This window comes from Sphingomonas sp. AC449 (assembly GCF_979253475.1).
In genome coordinates this window covers 532580-547865 of record NZ_CEEDCZ010000002.1, presented here as the reverse complement: position 1 = coordinate 547865, position 15286 = coordinate 532580, and the positions used below count along the sequence as shown (strand labels likewise).

The following is a 15286-nucleotide window of genomic DNA, read 5'->3' as shown; positions in this document are numbered from 1 at the left end:
CGACGCTCAGCCGACGGGCATCGATCGAGCGGTCGGTTCGCAATCGGCCCTGGTCTGCTCGCCCGCGCCATCGCCGGTGGCGTCCTGCGCGTCCGCTCCCGCAGCCCCGACTGATCCCGGCGTGGCGATCCGTCCCCGCCGCCAGCCGCCTCGCGCATAATAAGCGATCGTCAACAGCATCGACGCGAGCGATCCCGCGGGAAAACTCCACCAGATCGCATCCGCGCCGAGCATGGGCTCAAGCGCATAGGCGAGCCCGAAGCGGACCGGCCCCATCGCGATCGCGAGGATGACGAGTGGCCCGACGACCGCCCCGTTCGCGCGCACCGTCGCGGACAACACCATCGACACGCCGAACAGGATGAAGCTCCACCCTGCGATCAGGTTGATGCGCGTGGCGATGCCGATCGCACCGCCGTCCTGCCCCAGGAACAGCCACAGCACGTGCCGGTCGAGCAGCGTCAACACCGCGACGAGGCCGCCGGTCAGCGCAAGGTTCATCATCAGCCCCGCGCGCGTGATGCGATCGACCCGGTCCCAGCGCCCTGCGCCGATATTCTGCGCCGCCATCGCGCTGACCGCCGCGCCGACCGCCATCGCGGGCATCTGGACATAGGTCCAGAGCTGGTTGGTCGCGCCATAGGCTGCGGTGGTCGTCGTGCCGTGACGGTTGACGAGCCCGATCATCGCCAGCGCGGAGGTCGAGACGACGAGCATCTGCAACCCCATCGGGACGCCCTTCACGACGATCGTCTTCAGCAGCGCACGATCGGGCAGGATATAGCGCAGCTCCGCGCCACGCAGCCGGATCGGCAGGTCCTTCGCATAGATATAGGCGAGCAGCGCGACGAACGAGACGGTGTTGGCGATCAGCGTCGCGAGCGCGGATCCCTCGATCCCAAGCGCGGGGATCGGCCCCCAGCCGCGGATCAGCAGCGGATTGAGCGCGACGTCGACGACCGAGCCGAGCGCCATGAACTTGAGCGGCGTCAGCGAATCGCCCGTACCGCGCAACGCCATCGTCAGCAGCACCGACAAAAACCCCGCGGGCATCGCGACGAAGATCACGCGCAGATAGGCGAGCGCGAGCGGATAGACCTCGGCGGGCGTCGCCAGCACGCGCAGGATCGCCGGCGCGACCAGCCAGCCAATCCCCACCGTCAGAACCGAGATGATCGTGAACAGCCCGAACGACGTGCCAAGCACGCGGCGTACCGCATCGATGTCGCGCCGCCCCATGTTCTGGCCGATCAGGATCGTCGACGCCATGCCGAAGCCGAACACCGCCGCGACGAGCAGGAACATGATGATGTTCGCGTTGGTCGTGGCCGCCAGCGCGCGCTCGCCGAGAAACTGGCCGATCCACACCGCGTTGATCGAACCGTTGAGCGACTGGAGGATCGACGATCCAAGCGTCGGCAGCGCGAACGCCAGCAACGTCTTGCCGATCGGCCCCGCGGTCAGGTCGCGCTGGCCGGTCTTCGCTGCAGCCGTGTCCGTCGCATCAGGCATCGCAGTCGGGTCCCCTCCCCTTTGCATGCGGGGTCAGGACAGGCCCCGACCCCATATGCTGGCAGCTTTCGTAACGCACGCCCATGCCCGTCCCGTACAGCGGACGGAAGTCAGCCCAGCCGGCCCAGCGCCGCCTGCAGCCGCGCGGCTTCCGCCGCCTTGTCGGCGTGATCCGCCTTGGCCTTCTCGACCGCTTCGGGCTTGGCGCGCTCGACGAAGCTCGCATTGCCGAGCCGGCCCGCCAGCGCGTCGCGTTCCTTCTCCGCCGCCGCGATCGCCTTGGTGAGACGCGTGCGCTCGGACTCGAGATCGATCACGCCTTCGAGCGGCAGGACGAAGGTCGCCTCGTCGACCACGACCTGCGCCGCGCCGCCGGCGGGTTCGCCCTCGGCATGCGTGACGCGCGCGAGCCGGGCGAGCGCAGGGGCCTGGCGTTCGAGCCGCGCCAGCGTCGCCGCGTTGGCATCACGGACGTGCAGCGGCAGACGCGCGCCCGGCGGCACGTTCAGCTCGTTGCGCGCGGTGCGGATTTCCTGGACCAGTCGTATCAGCCAGTCGACCTCCCTGCTCGCCTCGGGATCGAGCGAGCGCGCATCGGCCATCGGCCACTGCGCGACGATCAGGTCGTGATCGCGGGGGCCCATCGCGTGCCACAGCTCTTCGGTGATGAACGGCATGAACGGGTGGAGCAAGACCAGGATCTGGTCGAGCACCCAGCCCGCGACGGCCTTGGATTCGTCATCGATCTGGCCGCGCTCGTCACCGACCATCTGCGGCTTGATGAGTTCGAGATACCAATCGCAGAAGCGGCTCCACGCGAACTGGTAGATCGCGTTGGCGGCGCCGTCGAACCGGTAGTCGGCGAGTGCGAGGTCAACCGTCTGCACGGTCGCGATCGTCTCGGCGATGATCCACTTGTTGACCGCGAGGTCCGCGCGGGGGGCTTCGAGCGTGGTGCTCGCGACGATGCCGTTGGCCTGCGCAAACCGCGCCGCGTTCCACAGCTTGGTGGCGAAGTTGCGATAGCCCTCGACGCGCTTCTCATCCATCTTGATGTCGCGGCCCTGGCTTTCCATCGCCGCCATGAAGAAGCGCAGCGCATCGGCGCCATATTGGTCGATCAGCCCGAGCGGGTTGACGACATTGCCCTTCGACTTCGACATCTTCGCGCCGTCCGCCGCGCGGACGAGGCCGTGCAGGTAGAGCGTGCGGAACGGCACGTCCTTCATGAAGTGCAGCCCCTGCATCATCATCCGCGCGTTCCAGAAGAACAGGATGTCGAAGCCGGAAATCAGCACGTCGTTGGGATAGCGCCCGCCGAGCGTGGGATCGGATTCCTCGGGCCAGCCCATCGTCGCAAACGGCCAGAGGGCGGAGGAGAACCACGTGTCGAGCACGTCCGGATCGCGAACCAGCGTCACGCCCGCGCCGGCCAGCGCCTGCGCTTCGGCCTCCGTCTCGGCGACGTACGGCGTGCCGTCCGGCCCGAACCAGGCCGGGATCTGGTGCCCCCACCAGAGCTGCCGCGACACGCACCAGGGCTGGATGTTTTCCATCCAGTTGAAGAAGGTCTTCTCCCAGGTCTTGGGCACGATATCGATCGCGCCGACGCGGACCGCCTCGATCGCGGGCTGCGCGAGCGTCTTGGCGTCGACATACCATTGGTCGGTCAGCCACGGCTCGATCACCACGCCCGAGCGATCGCCGTACGGCGTCTGGATCGTGCGCGGTTCGGCGTCGTGCTCGACGCCCTCCTTGTCGACATGCGCGATCAGGAAACCTTCGGCCTTCAGCTGCGCGACGACCGCTTTCCGCGCCTCCGCGGTCGTGAGGCCAAGGAACGCATCCGGGATCAGCCCGTCGGACACCTGCACGACGCGCGCCTTGGCATCGAGCATGTTGAGCATCGCGCCCGCGGCCATCCCGGCCCGCTTGCCGACCTCGAAATCGTTAAAGTCGTGGCCGGGCGTGATCTTCACCGCGCCCGATCCGAGCTCGGGATCGGCATGGTCGTCGGCGATGATCGGGATCAGACGCCCGGTGATCGGCAGCTTCACCTGCTTGCCGATCAGCGCGGTATAGCGCTCGTCCGCGCCGTTAACCGCCACCGCCATGTCGGCGAGCATCGTCTCGGGCCGCGTCGTCGCGACCTCGATGAAGCCCGATCCGTCGGCGAGCGGATAGCGCAGGTGCCAGAAGCTCCCCTTGATCTCGCGAGTCTCGACCTCGAGGTCGCTGATCGCCGTGCCGAGGCCCGGGTCCCAGTTCACGAGGCGCTTGTCACGGTACAGCAGCCCCTGCCTGTGCAGGTCGACGAACACCTTGAGGACGGCCTTCGAAAAGCCCTCGTCCATCGTGAAGCGTTCGTTCGCCCAGTCCATCGAGCAGCCGAGCCGGCGGAGCTGCTGCGTGATCTCGCCGCCGCTCTCTTCCTTCCACGCCCAGACCTTGGCGATGAACTCGTCACGCGACAGGTCGGTGCGCTTCTGCGGCGGGGACATCGCGCCCATCTGGCGCTCGACGACCATCTGCGTCGCGATGCCGGCGTGATCGGTGCCGACCACCCAGAGCGCGTCCTTGCCCTTTAGCCGGGCGTGGCGCGTCAGGATGTCCTGCAGCGTGTTGTCGAGCGCATGGCCGATATGCAGGCTGCCCGTGACGTTGGGCGGCGGGTTGACGATCGTCCATGGCTCCGCGTTTGGGCGGTCGGGGCGGAACTGGCCGCTGGCCTCCCAATGCGCATACCAGCGCGATTCGATGGAGGCGGGGTCGAAGGTTTTGGGAAGCTCGCTCATGCCCGACGCCTTAGCGAGCGCGTCCGGGCTAGACCAGCCTCACGTCCGCGCGCCCGGCTTGTCGAGCACCGCGCGGATCCGCTGGTTGAGTTCGTTGCGCCGATAGGGCTTGCGGATCAGCTCGAACGACCGGCTCCCCTCGTCGATCGCCTCATCGGCAAAGCCCGTGGTCAGCAACACCGCGATATGCGGGAAATCGCGCCGGACGCTCTGCGCCAGCGCGACGCCGTTCATGCCGCCGGGCATCAGGATGTCGGTGAACACCAGGCGAAAGTCGGTGTCCGCCGCGAGCGTATCGAGCGCGGCGCGCCCGCTGTTCACCAGCACGACGTCATAGCCGAGATCCTCGAGGATCGTCTTGCCGAGCTCGCCCACCTCGATCTGGTCCTCGACCATCAGCACGCGCTCGGCGCCGCCGGTACGCGGCGCGATCGGCCCGGCGGGCTTGCGCTCGACCGCACCGCTCGCGCGCGGGAAATAGAGCGAGACCTCGGCACCGCCGCCCGGCGCGTTCTGGATCGTGGCGAGTCCGCCCGACTGCCGCACGAAACCATAGACCATCGCCAGACCGAGCCCTGCGCCCTTGCCCATCTCCTTGGTCGTGAAGAAGGGTTCGAACACCTTGTCCGCAGTCGCCGGATCGATCCCGGGCCCGTCATCCCTGATGCTCAGGACGACATATTCGCCCGGTTCGAGCTTTGCCACGCCGTCATCCTCGGGCAGGACCGCGTTGCGAGTCGTGAGCGTGACGGTCCCCGCGCCGCCGAGCGCGTCGCGCGCGTTGGCGATGACGTTGAGCAGCGCCATCTCGGCCTGGACTGGGTCGATCCGGCAGTTCCACAGGTCGTTCGCCAGTTTTCGTTTGAGCACGACGCCATCGCCGATGCTGCGATCGAGGATCGGCCGGAAATCGCCGATCAGCTGGTTGAGATTGAGCAAACGGTCGCGCAGCTCCTGCTTGCGCGCAAAGGCGAGCAATTGCTGGGTCAGCGTCGCGGCGCGCGATGCCGACGTCGCGATCGCATCCACCGCGCGCCGCGCCGCGCGGTCACTCGCGTCGATCCGGGCATCGAGGATATCCGCATAGCCCTGGATGACCTGAAGCAGGTTGTTGAAATCATGCGCAATGCCGCCGGTCAGCTTGCCGACGGCCTCCATCCGCTGCGCCTCGTGCAGCGCCTCCTCGGCCTCGCGTCGCCGCGAAATGTCGAGCTGGCTCGCGAAGAAATAGCGAAGCTCGCCGTCGTCGCCGAAGACCGGCGACACGAAGAGCGCGTTCCAGAAGGTCGAGCCGTTCTTGCGGTAATTGAGCACCTCGACCGCGATCTCCTCGCGCTTGGCGATCGCGGCACGGATCTCGTCGACGACGGTGCGGTCGGTTTCGGGCCCCTGTAGGAACCGGCAATTATACCCGAGGATCTCGTCCTGCGAATAGCCGGTCAGGAACGAGAACGCCTCGTTGCAGAAGATGATGGGGTTGTCGGGCCGGTGCGGATCGGTCACGACCATCGGCATCCGCGTGGTCTTCACCGCCGCGAAAAAGATGTCGCTCCCGGCGCCGGCGGGCATGATGTCGTGCAGGTGCCCGCTCACACTCAAGGCAGCAGTGTCTGTATCGGGCGCGGGCAGCTTGGACATGCCCAACCAAACCAAGTCCGTCGCACCGTGGTTCCGCCGGACTCGTGCCAGAACACGCGATTTGCGACGGAAGCCGGAAGCCGGCCGCGCTTGGGCTTCCCCTCCCGCTACCGGTACATCTTCCGTAGCTTAAGCCATGGCAGCGTCAGGTCAGGCTCGGGAAACGATGGGCGGGCCGCGATCTGACAGCCCGCCGATGGTCAGGGCTGCTGGTTCATGATCTTCGCGATTTCGCGCGCGACCATGTCCTCGACCATATGCGGCAGGTTCGCATCGATCCACTCGCGCAGCATAGGTCGCAGCATCTCGCGGACCAGCCCTTCGAGCGTACCGTCACTGTTTGCGTCGGGCTTCACCATCATGCGCGTCAACGCCTCGAGCGGCGCGCGCGTTGCAGCTGCGGTTTCGCGCGACACGATCGGCTCGGCGGGCTCTTCCGGAACCGGGGCCTGCTGCGCCTGCGGGCGAGGCGCGGCCGGTCGTGGCTCAACGTGCCGTGGCTCGGCGTGCCTCGGTTCGGCGTGCCGCGGGTCGGGCACCGGATCGACCGACGTCAGCACCGGCGATTTCGGCGGGCGGGGCGTACGGTCTACCATCGGCATCGGGTCGCTCAGTTCGAGAATTTCGTCGTCGTCGATCTCGTCGTCATAGTCGACCGACGGTGATGCCTGCATCGTGCGCGCCGGACGCCGCTGACGGCTCGGCATGCCATCGCCCTCTTCGGCGATGATCCGTTTGATCGACGAGAGGATTTCCTCCATCGACGGCTCCGCGCTGATATCCCCCATCCGGACCATCCCAAACCCCATGGCCGGTCCCGCCCCTATTGGCGGCTCGGCGCGTCCCTACCTGTCGTCAATGCCGGGTTCCTGTCAACCGGACTGTCGAGCAACGGATCAAGTTCACGCCGCACATCAGCGGTCTGCGTGGGCGACTGGACGGTACGCGTCGCCACCGGCAGCGCCTGGCCATCGCCGCCGAAATCCCAGATCTTCTTGTGGACGCGGTCATAATTGACGACCGGGTCGTAGAGAACGCCGCCGTCCAGACCGAGATCGCGCGCCTCGGCCTGCCCCATCGCCGCCAGCAGCGCGAAGCCCGCGACATAGGCGTCGCGGCGCGCGGTCACGAGCGTGACCTGGCTGTTGAGCAGTTCCTGCTCGGCGTTGAGGATGTCGAGGATCGTTCGCGTGCCGACGCTGTTTTCCGCGCGCACGCCCTCGAGGCTGAGCTTGTTCGCGTTCACCGCGGTCTCGGACGACTGGATCACCTGCTCCGACGACCGCCAGACCGCAAAGGCCGAGCGCGCCTGCGAGATCACGTTGCGTTCTGCGGCGGTGACATTCTCGATCGCGCGCGCATTGAGCGCCTCGGCCTGGCGGACCTGTGCAGCCGGGCGCCCGCCCTGGAACAGCGGCATCGTCAACGACAGCCCGGCCTGAACCGACTTGTTCGCGTTCGGAACCGAGCCGGTCGTGCCCGTACCGCCGACCGCCGGGATCGAGCCGAGATAATTGGTGTAGCTGCTCCCGCCGACCGCGTTGATCTGCGGCAGGCGAGTCGCGCGCGCGACGCCGATGTCATACCGCGTGGCGTCGCGTTCCTTGGCCGCCGCGATCAGCACCGGATTGTTCTCGATCGCGACGGTCACCGCCGACGCCGGGCTGTCGGGCAGATGCGGCAGCGTCGGCGGCGGCTCCAATGTTCCAGCAGGCGTGCCGACGAGCCGGATATATCCCTCACGACTCGAGATCAGCTGCGCCTGCGCCGACTGCAGCTGTGCGCGTGCGAGTGCCAGCCGGGCCTCGGACTGCGCGACGTCGGTGCGCGTCAGATCGCCGACCTGGAACCGGTCGCGGCTCGCCTGCAGATTGACGTCAAGAACGCGGACGTTCTGCGTGTTCAGCCCGACGATCGCCTCGTCGCGGATCACGTCCATATAGGCGGCGACGACGTTGGTGAAGAGATCGGCCTCGGTCCCGCGCAGCGTCGCGCGGCCTGCCTCGACGCGGATCTTTGCCGCGGCGACCGAATTGCGGACCTGCCCCCCGAGATACAGCGGGATCGACACGTTGGCGCGTGCCACGCCCTGGCGCTGCGGGACGACGAACGAATTGGACGCGTTGAGGACGAACTCCGAATAGTCCGCGGTCGCATTCGCCGCGGGCAGCCCGGCCGCGCGCGCGATCGGGACATTCTCGTCGGTCGCGCGCAACGTCGCACGCTGTCCGGTGATCGTCGGGTTGGTCGTGTAGGCCTTGGCCAGCGCCTCGCGTAACGTCTCCGCATCGACCGGTGCAGCGCTATAGATCAGCGCCACACCAGCAAGCAGGAAGCGGAAGGATGCGGCGCGCGGCATGGTCTTGCCTCAGAACTTGAAGGGTTGAGGAGTTGCGAATCCCGGCAGCACCACGCACTCGACGTCGACGAACGCCGCCATCGCGAACCCGCCATCGGTCTTGCGCCCCGATGCGAGCCGCGTCAGCCCACGCTCGGCGAGACCGGCCGCGACGCGCCCACCCGATCGAAGCTGCGCCACCAACATGTCGGGGATCGATTCGACCGCACCGTCGATGATCAGCACGTCGTACGGCGCGCCTGCCGCATGGCCCTCGTTGAGAGGCCCTTCGACGAGTTCGACCGTGTCGATGCCGGCCAGCGCCTCGCGCGCGACGGCGATCAGGGCGGGGTCGCTCTCGATCGCGACGACCGACGCGACGATCTCCGACAGCACCGCCGCGGTATAGCCGCTTGCCGCGCCGATCAGGAGGACCCGGTCGGTCGCGGTGAGATACGCCTCGGTCAGCAAGCGCCCCGTCGCCATGGGCAGGTTCGCATAACGCCCCGCCCCGAGCGCGATCGCGGTGTCGCGATAGGCGATGCTGCGCACGTTCGCCGGCAGGAAATCCTCCCGCGGAACACGCGCCATCGCGGCGACGACGCGCTGGTCGTTGACCGCATTGGTACGAAGCTGGCTGGCGACCATCGCATGGCGCATCGCTGCGAAGCCGGAGCTGGTGGTATCGGTGCTGATCGTCGTCATGGCCTATCCTGTCGCACAACTGTTTTAGGTGCGCAATACACTTGTTTGCTGGCCAAGCTGTACCGTGCCGCTGCCGTTGCGCCAAGCGACTGCGGGGTGAAAATCGCAGCGAAAGCCGACGAAACCGGATCGTGGCGCGAGGTCCGCAGCGGATTCCGGGCGATTTCAACGAGAAGCGATGGGCGCCCCGCCCGCCCGTGTGACACCAAGATGCCGCGGGCGGGACGCCGAGGGCGCACGCATGGTTGCGGCACACCTCATCCCCGGCCTAGCACGTCCGCCTCGGGCGATCGCATCAATTCGCCCGCAATTTCAATCCGGATCGGGTGCAGGCGGTGTGTCGCCGTCAGAGAGGCCGAGCGGCGTGCCCTCCTGGGCTCCCATCGCTGGCACCGACGTCGACGCCATCGCGGCGATCGTCGCGGCCTCGATCATGCCCGGCGGCAAGGGCAACGACCCAGCCGACGGTGCAGACACGGGCGCGGCTGGCGTACCGCGCGGCGCAGCATCGCCCTGCGGTTCCTGCGCCGACGTCCCTCTGCCGATCGGGGCTATCGTCGACGGCACGTGCAGCACCTGCGTCGCCGCGCCGAGCACGGCGGCGCGCGCGCGGACGCTTGCGTCGAGGAATGGCGTGCTGCTCGCCATGAACCGCCGCGGTGTCATCCCGAGAAACGTATCGGCGTCGCGGAGGAAATGCGACATGTCGAAATAGCTCGGGTCGATCAGCGAATAATCGACCGTCCCGGGCGTCCTGAACAGCCGCAGGAACGACCGCAGGAAGCGCGCGCGGCGCAACAGCATCTTGGGCGTGAACCCGAAATGCCGGACCGAGATACGCCGCAGGGCATGGCCGGTGATGCCGAGCTCGGCAGCGACGGTCGCGACGTCGTGCGATCCGTCCCTGCCGATCATGTGGCTCAGCTGCCCGATCAACGCCGCCTCGGCAGGCGGTGGCCCGAGCAGGTCGCACAGGATCGCGTCGAGCGCGGGCGCGACCTCGTCGTCACACGCGGCGAGCCGCAGCGCATCCATGAACCGTCCGGTCGCGATCGGTCCCATCGCCTCGCCCAGGGGGACGATCTTGTTGCAGTAATCGCCCGCCGACCGCCTGAACAACCGGCTCCAGGCGAGCGCGCTGACGCCGAACCCGATCATGATCCCGCGATTGGTGATCGCCTTAAGCGCGGTTCCGGTCGGGCCGTACAGCGTCGCGGGTGGCAGGTCGGCGAAGGTTCGGCGCCCGATCGAGACCGATACCGGCCCCGCATCGATCGTGAACCTGACATTCGCGGTACCGGGCAGGAAACGGTCGACCTGGCCCAGGCTTTCCGGTCCCGACGACCGGTAGACGTGATAGCCCGTGATGAGGTCGGTCAACGCGGCGCAGGGCTTGTCGTACCGGATCGCCATGCCGGGCGGCATCGCAAAGATCTCCGGCTGCACGCCGCCAAGGTTGGTCCCTCCCCTCACATCGATCGTTTTCACCAGAATCCCCGTTTAATCGCAGAATCTTGACACCTGAGTGCAGCAACTTGCGCACCACGACAAGCGGCGACCATGACGGCCAGATCCCACTCTCGGACTGGCTTCGAGGTTATTTTAGGCGCAAATTTCGCTCGGGCGGTTGACCCGCCCGGTAAAAGCACGCATCTGCGCCCTCCGCAGCGCATCGAGGCCCGATGGCGGAGTGGTGACGTAGAGGACTGCAAATCCTCGCACCCGGGTTCGATTCCCGGTCGGGCCTCCAATCTTACCGTTCAGGCGCGATATCGCGCCTCGCGGCTACCCTAGATCAGATCGTAAAAGGCAGGCAATTTGCCCCCGGTGCCGCGATCGCCTGTTCACCCAAAGTGACGATATGGTCGACGATGTCGTCGGGAACCGGGGTCGCGGCTTCGAGCCCGAACTCGCCGAGATACGACCAGGCTACCCAGCCCGAATACCGCGTGAGCCCCGGAATATCGAGCGTCAGGAAGCGGCCGATCGTGACTCCATAGTCCGACCGGATCCGGAAACCGCGCGACGACACGTCCTGGATATTGGCGGGATGCGCGTCGCCAAGCGGCGTTATCAGGAAGACGTCCAGATCGACGGCCCGTCTGGTCGAATAGCGCCTTTCACTGAGATCGGGCGAGGAATCGCTCGCAATACGCCGGTAGACGTTCACCGTTCAGCCTCGGACACCCCTGTCGGGGCGACAAGGGTCTCCTTCCGGATCTCGCCACCATCACTCCTGATGCTGTTCACGATCGCTTCCGCTTTGATCTTGAGTTCCCAGAGCATCGCCCTGTCCTCCTCGGTCACCACCTCACGCGCCTTCTGGTCGAACGCACACAACGCGCCGAGTGCCGCGCCATTCTCATCGAGCAGCGGCGCCGCGATATAGAACCGTATGCCTTCGATCGTGTCGACATAGGGATTACCCGCGAACCGTTCGTCCGCGGCGGTGTCGGGCACGACGGTGAGGGAATCGGGCGACAGGATCGTATGCGCGCACAGCGACGACGATCGCTTGTAGATGCCCGCGTCGAAACCGAGCGCGGAGACCAGATACGTCGAGTCCTGATAGACGATCGTGATGGCGGCAGCCCGCGCGTGCAAAGCCCCTCGCACGCAGTCCAGGATCGAATGAAATTTTTCCTGATGCGGCTCGGCAAGAATACCGGTTCTGGCAATCGCCTTCTCGCGATCGGATTCATTGTCCGGCTTACTCGCCACGCTATAAAACGAGATGGACATAACGCGCTCCCAGCACCGCAACCTGATCGTGTCGATCGAGCAGATGGGCAGCCACGCGGGTCCATTTGCTGGTCTCCCGATCTAGAGGCGAATGGCTAAAAAAGCGTTTTGAACGGCGAGATCGGGCAGGAAAATCGTGCACATCCCGATACAAGCGGGGTTTGGGCGCTGCTCTGCTCACGCAGGCATGCGATAGGGCGACGCGCGGGGCGTCAGGTCGCTCCGGTCCGCTGGCCGCATCAGCGGCGGTCAGTTGCGGTTGGTGAAATCCTTGATCTCGTCGGGTGTCGCCAGCCGTGGTCGCGCCTTGGCGTCGGGAGGCGTCGGCGCCGGCTTGCGTTTGACGGCGGTCGCGGCACGCTCGGGCGTTGGCGCCGCCGATACCGGGCTTCTGCTCGTGCCGCTGGTATCACTGACGGAGGATTCGGTCAGGTCGGACATGCCGCCATTGGCCTTGACCTCGAGTGCCTCCACGCGACGGGTGAGCAGATCCAGATCGAGCTTTTCCGGCGTCGCCTGCAACGCACCGACCTGTCGCTCGAGCTCGTCGATACGTTTGTTCGCCGCTGCGATCCGCACCCCCGCCTCGAGACGGTCGAGATCCTGCACGAGGGGATCCTGCTTGGCGACGTTCCGGTCCGTCGCAGGTGTCGGGGGCCGATCGCATCCTGATGACAGGATCAGGCAGACGAACGGCAGGATAACTCGCGATCGGTGAAGCATCACCCGCGCTTACGATGCCGCCGACGGCGTGTCAGCCTGATTTGCACCCGCCGGATTGGCGTTCGGCGCCGCTCCCGGCAATCGGATGGAGCAGCCGGCGTTCCGGTTCAGGCGTTCGGCAGTTTCGTCGTGCGCAGCCGCGACAGCAGCGCTTTTGCGTCGGCGGGTGCTGCCTGCTGGAACAGGCTGAACAGGGCTGCGTCGTCCATGTCGTCGATCGCGAAGCCGATCGGCAGCGCGATCGGCTGGCGGATCCGCGCGCCTGGCTGTGCTTCGAGCACCAGCGCGAACCAGGTCATGCCGACCGGCGAGGCGCCGATGTCGTCGGCGAATTCCTGCGCAACGGCCTGGCGGATGCGGATACGACGATCGGGGTTTGTCGCGAACCACGCGATGTCGCCCTGCTTGGCGATCTCGATAAGCCGTGCCTGCATTGTCTGAGCTCCACCGGTCATCTTCGCCTCCTTGCGCGCCTCGACGCGAAACGCGCCGGCCGCCCATAGCAAAGCCCTGCCCGCCGCCAACCCGCATGCGCCTCGTAAAGCGCTGCAATTACCCACCGTCGTGAAATTGCGACCGCTTGACGAAGGACCGCGCCGGACCCAACACTGTCGCCCGAGCGATGGACAGTGATCCCTCGCCGCCAGGAGAGGCATCATGAAAAGCACTTACGCAGTCGCGCTGCTGCTCGGCTCGATTCTATCGGCCGCCAGCCCTGCTCACGCACAGACCGCCGGCACGGCGAGCGCGGGCGACCCTGTCGACCGCATGATCGTGTTCGGCGACAGCCTCGCCGATGGCGGTTACTATCTGACGCTCGATCCGCGGCTTGCGCGCGATGCGGGCAGCTTCACGACCAACCCCGACCCGGTCGCCCCCGAAGTCCTTGCCGCGCGACTCGGGCTCCCGCTCGACCCCGTCTATGGAAAGGGCGGGACGAACTATGCGGTTGGCGGTGCGCGAGTGACCGCGGCGAACGCGCTGTCGATTCCGATCACCACGCAGATCGGCAACTTCCTCGCCGCGGGCGGCAGCTTCGGGCCGCGTGACCTCGTCTATATCCAGGGCGGTGGTAACGACTATTTCGCGTTTCAGGCGGCGGGCAGCACGAACAACGCGACGCTGACGACCGCCGCGACGCAACTCGCCGCGCAGGTGTCGCGCCTGCAGACGTCGGGCGCGACGCGCATCGTCACGCTCGCGGTCCAGTCCGGCGGTGCCGCGGGGATCCAGCTGTTCAACCGGACCTATGCCGCCGCGCTTGCGGCCGCGAACGTCAACGCGCTGTATTTCGACACCGATCGCCTGTTCAACGAGCTCGTCACCAGCCCGTCGACCTATGGCTATACCAATATCACGGGTGTCGCCTGCACCGTTCCGTCGTCGCTCGCCTGCACGCGGTCGACACTCGTATCGCCCAACGCGAACGAGACCTACATCCTCGCCGACAGCGTTCACCCCGCAGGCATCACGCAGCGGATCCAGGGGCAGGCGGTTGCAAGCCTCGTCAAGGCGCCCGACCAGATCGCCGGGCTCGGCTATGCCGCGCAGGCGATGTTCAGGGCGCAACGCGACCTGCTCGAAGGCCCCGAGCGTGGCGGTTCGCAGCGCGTCGGACGCGGGTTGTCGATCTTCGGCGGTGCCGCCTATCATTATTATTCGAGCGGCAATTCGGCGCAGCGCGTGGGGCTGAACGAACGCGGGTTCAGCGGGACGATGGGGGCCGACCTCGCGATCGGCGACGCCTCGGGAATCGGCATCGCCGGGGGATATTCGGACGGCAAGGGCGACTTCCAGTCGGGCGCAGGCAGCTACAAGCCCCGCGCCTGGTCGGCCAGCGGCTATGCGCGTGGTGAACTGGGCCCCGTCCGCCTGCTCGCCGACGGCTCGTACGGCGAGATCGACTATCGCCGGATCCGCCGCACGGTGCAGCTTGGACCGGCGATCCGCTCGCACGATGGCGAGACCGACGGCAACTACGTCGCCGGGCGAGTCACCGCCGCCTTCGACCTCGTCTCGCGCGGCGGGATCGCGTTCGGACCGGACGTTGCGGTCCAATATGACCGGGTCCGCATCGCGGGCTACGCGGAGAGCGGCGGGCTTTCGACGTCGGCGAGCTTTGGCAAGCAGGAGATCGAGAGCCTGACCGGTCGCTTCGGCGCGGTCGTCCGCTCGACGCCGGGGCAGCCGGTACGCGTCTTCGCGCGCGCTGGTTATGAGCGCGAATTCGACGACGATCCGCGCATGCTCGTGATGACGCCCGCCGGGGCACCGATCAGCTTCACCAGCGGCGTCGAGCGGGCCGATCGCAACTATATGAGCTATGCGATGGGTGTCGACGGCCAGATCGCGGGCGCGCTTTCGCTTCGTGGTGGCGTCTCGGGCTATGCGCTGCGCGACGATCGCGACAGCGTCACCGCGTTTGCCGGACTCTCCGCCGCGTTCTGAGATGGACGACGCGCGCCGGGATGCAGCAGCCGCCTGTGTCCCGGCGCGCGGACAAGCGAACGAAATCGCTGCACCCCGAAGGGTAAGTCATTGCTGGACTGGTGTTAAATGGCGGAGAGGGTGGGATTCGAACCCACGGTACCCTCGCGGGTACGCCGCATTTCGAGTGCGGTACGTTCGACCACTCTGCCACCTCTCCGCAAGGTCATCCGAAGTGCTGCGAGCAGCGCCTCCGATCAGTCGAGGGCGGGCCTCTAAATCAGACATGCGGCGAACGCAATAGGGGTTTTGGCGATTTTGCACACATGCCGCCAAAGCCAATGACGCGGGAGCGTCGCCCTGCCCGCGCCCGGCGACACCGCTTGTGCGGCGCAAAACAGCGCTT

At 66.8% G+C, this 15286-nt stretch carries 12 protein-coding genes and 2 tRNA genes; 2 read left to right on the top strand and 12 right to left on the bottom strand.

Annotated features, from left to right (window positions below):
* Window positions 1–6 precede the first annotated feature (6 nt).
* The 7 genes from AC0CH3_RS06125 to AC0CH3_RS06095 all read right to left on the bottom strand — a co-directional run bounded on the left by AC0CH3_RS06125 (window position 7) and on the right by AC0CH3_RS06095 (window position 10476).
* Window positions 7–1512 (bottom strand): MATE family efflux transporter, encoded by a 1506-nt coding sequence (locus AC0CH3_RS06125; RefSeq protein WP_465237701.1) that lies wholly within the window; start codon window positions 1510–1512, stop codon window positions 7–9.
* Window positions 1513–1622: 110 nt separating this feature from the next.
* Entirely contained in the window at window positions 1623–4307 is a 2685-nt protein-coding gene (locus AC0CH3_RS06120; RefSeq protein ID WP_354302657.1) for a valine--tRNA ligase, read from the bottom strand.
* 39 nt (window positions 4308–4346) lie between these two features.
* Window positions 4347–5945, bottom strand: a complete 1599-nt coding sequence (locus tag AC0CH3_RS06115; protein WP_465237700.1) for a histidine kinase famiy protein — start codon at window positions 5943–5945, stop codon at window positions 4347–4349.
* Window positions 5946–6145: 200 nt separating this feature from the next.
* Window positions 6146–6733 carry a DUF2497 domain-containing protein gene (locus AC0CH3_RS06110; protein WP_354302653.1) on the bottom strand — a complete coding sequence of 196 codons (588 nt, stop codon included), beginning with the start codon at window positions 6731–6733 and terminating at the stop codon, window positions 6146–6148.
* Between the two features lie 35 nt (window positions 6734–6768).
* On the bottom strand, window positions 6769–8304 hold the full coding sequence (locus AC0CH3_RS06105; RefSeq protein ID WP_056021717.1) for a TolC family outer membrane protein: 1536 nt from the start codon (window positions 8302–8304) through the stop codon (window positions 6769–6771).
* A 9-nt stretch (window positions 8305–8313) separates the two neighbouring features.
* Complete coding sequence (locus AC0CH3_RS06100; protein WP_354302651.1) at window positions 8314–8988, bottom strand: protein-L-isoaspartate O-methyltransferase family protein; 675 nt, start codon at window positions 8986–8988, stop codon at window positions 8314–8316.
* A 312-nt stretch (window positions 8989–9300) separates the two neighbouring features.
* Entirely contained in the window at window positions 9301–10476 is a 1176-nt protein-coding gene (locus tag AC0CH3_RS06095) for an AraC family transcriptional regulator (protein ID WP_465237699.1), read from the bottom strand.
* Window positions 10477–10664: 188 nt separating this feature from the next.
* On the opposite strand from AC0CH3_RS06095, the gene AC0CH3_RS06090 reads away from it, so the two are divergent.
* Window positions 10665–10738: transfer RNA gene (locus AC0CH3_RS06090), tRNA-Cys, on the top strand.
* Between the two features lie 45 nt (window positions 10739–10783).
* Here AC0CH3_RS06090 and AC0CH3_RS06085 read toward each other — a convergent pair.
* The 4 genes from AC0CH3_RS06085 to AC0CH3_RS06070 all read right to left on the bottom strand — a co-directional run bounded on the left by AC0CH3_RS06085 (window position 10784) and on the right by AC0CH3_RS06070 (window position 12908).
* A complete protein-coding gene (locus AC0CH3_RS06085) occupies window positions 10784–11158 on the bottom strand; it encodes a hypothetical protein (protein WP_354302647.1) in 375 nt (124 codons plus the stop codon).
* Complete coding sequence (locus AC0CH3_RS06080; RefSeq protein WP_354302645.1) at window positions 11155–11730, bottom strand: GAF domain-containing protein; 576 nt, start codon at window positions 11728–11730, stop codon at window positions 11155–11157. Before AC0CH3_RS06080 ends, AC0CH3_RS06085 begins: the two co-directional genes overlap by 4 nt.
* 249 nt (window positions 11731–11979) lie before the next feature.
* The gene (locus AC0CH3_RS06075; RefSeq protein ID WP_354302643.1) at window positions 11980–12339 is read right to left on the bottom strand and encodes a hypothetical protein; all 360 of its coding nucleotides are present in this window, start codon (window positions 12337–12339) and stop codon (window positions 11980–11982) included.
* A 221-nt stretch (window positions 12340–12560) separates the two neighbouring features.
* A complete protein-coding gene (locus tag AC0CH3_RS06070; RefSeq protein WP_354302641.1) occupies window positions 12561–12908 on the bottom strand; it encodes a hypothetical protein in 348 nt (115 codons plus the stop codon).
* A 202-nt stretch (window positions 12909–13110) separates the two neighbouring features.
* Between AC0CH3_RS06070 and AC0CH3_RS06065 the strand changes: the two genes are divergently transcribed.
* Complete coding sequence (locus AC0CH3_RS06065; protein ID WP_354302639.1) at window positions 13111–14901, top strand: autotransporter outer membrane beta-barrel domain-containing protein; 1791 nt, start codon at window positions 13111–13113, stop codon at window positions 14899–14901.
* Window positions 14902–15010: 109 nt separating this feature from the next.
* Here the strand turns inward: AC0CH3_RS06065 and AC0CH3_RS06060 are convergent.
* A tRNA-Ser gene (locus AC0CH3_RS06060) sits at window positions 15011–15100 on the bottom strand.
* Window positions 15101–15286 lie beyond the last annotated feature (186 nt).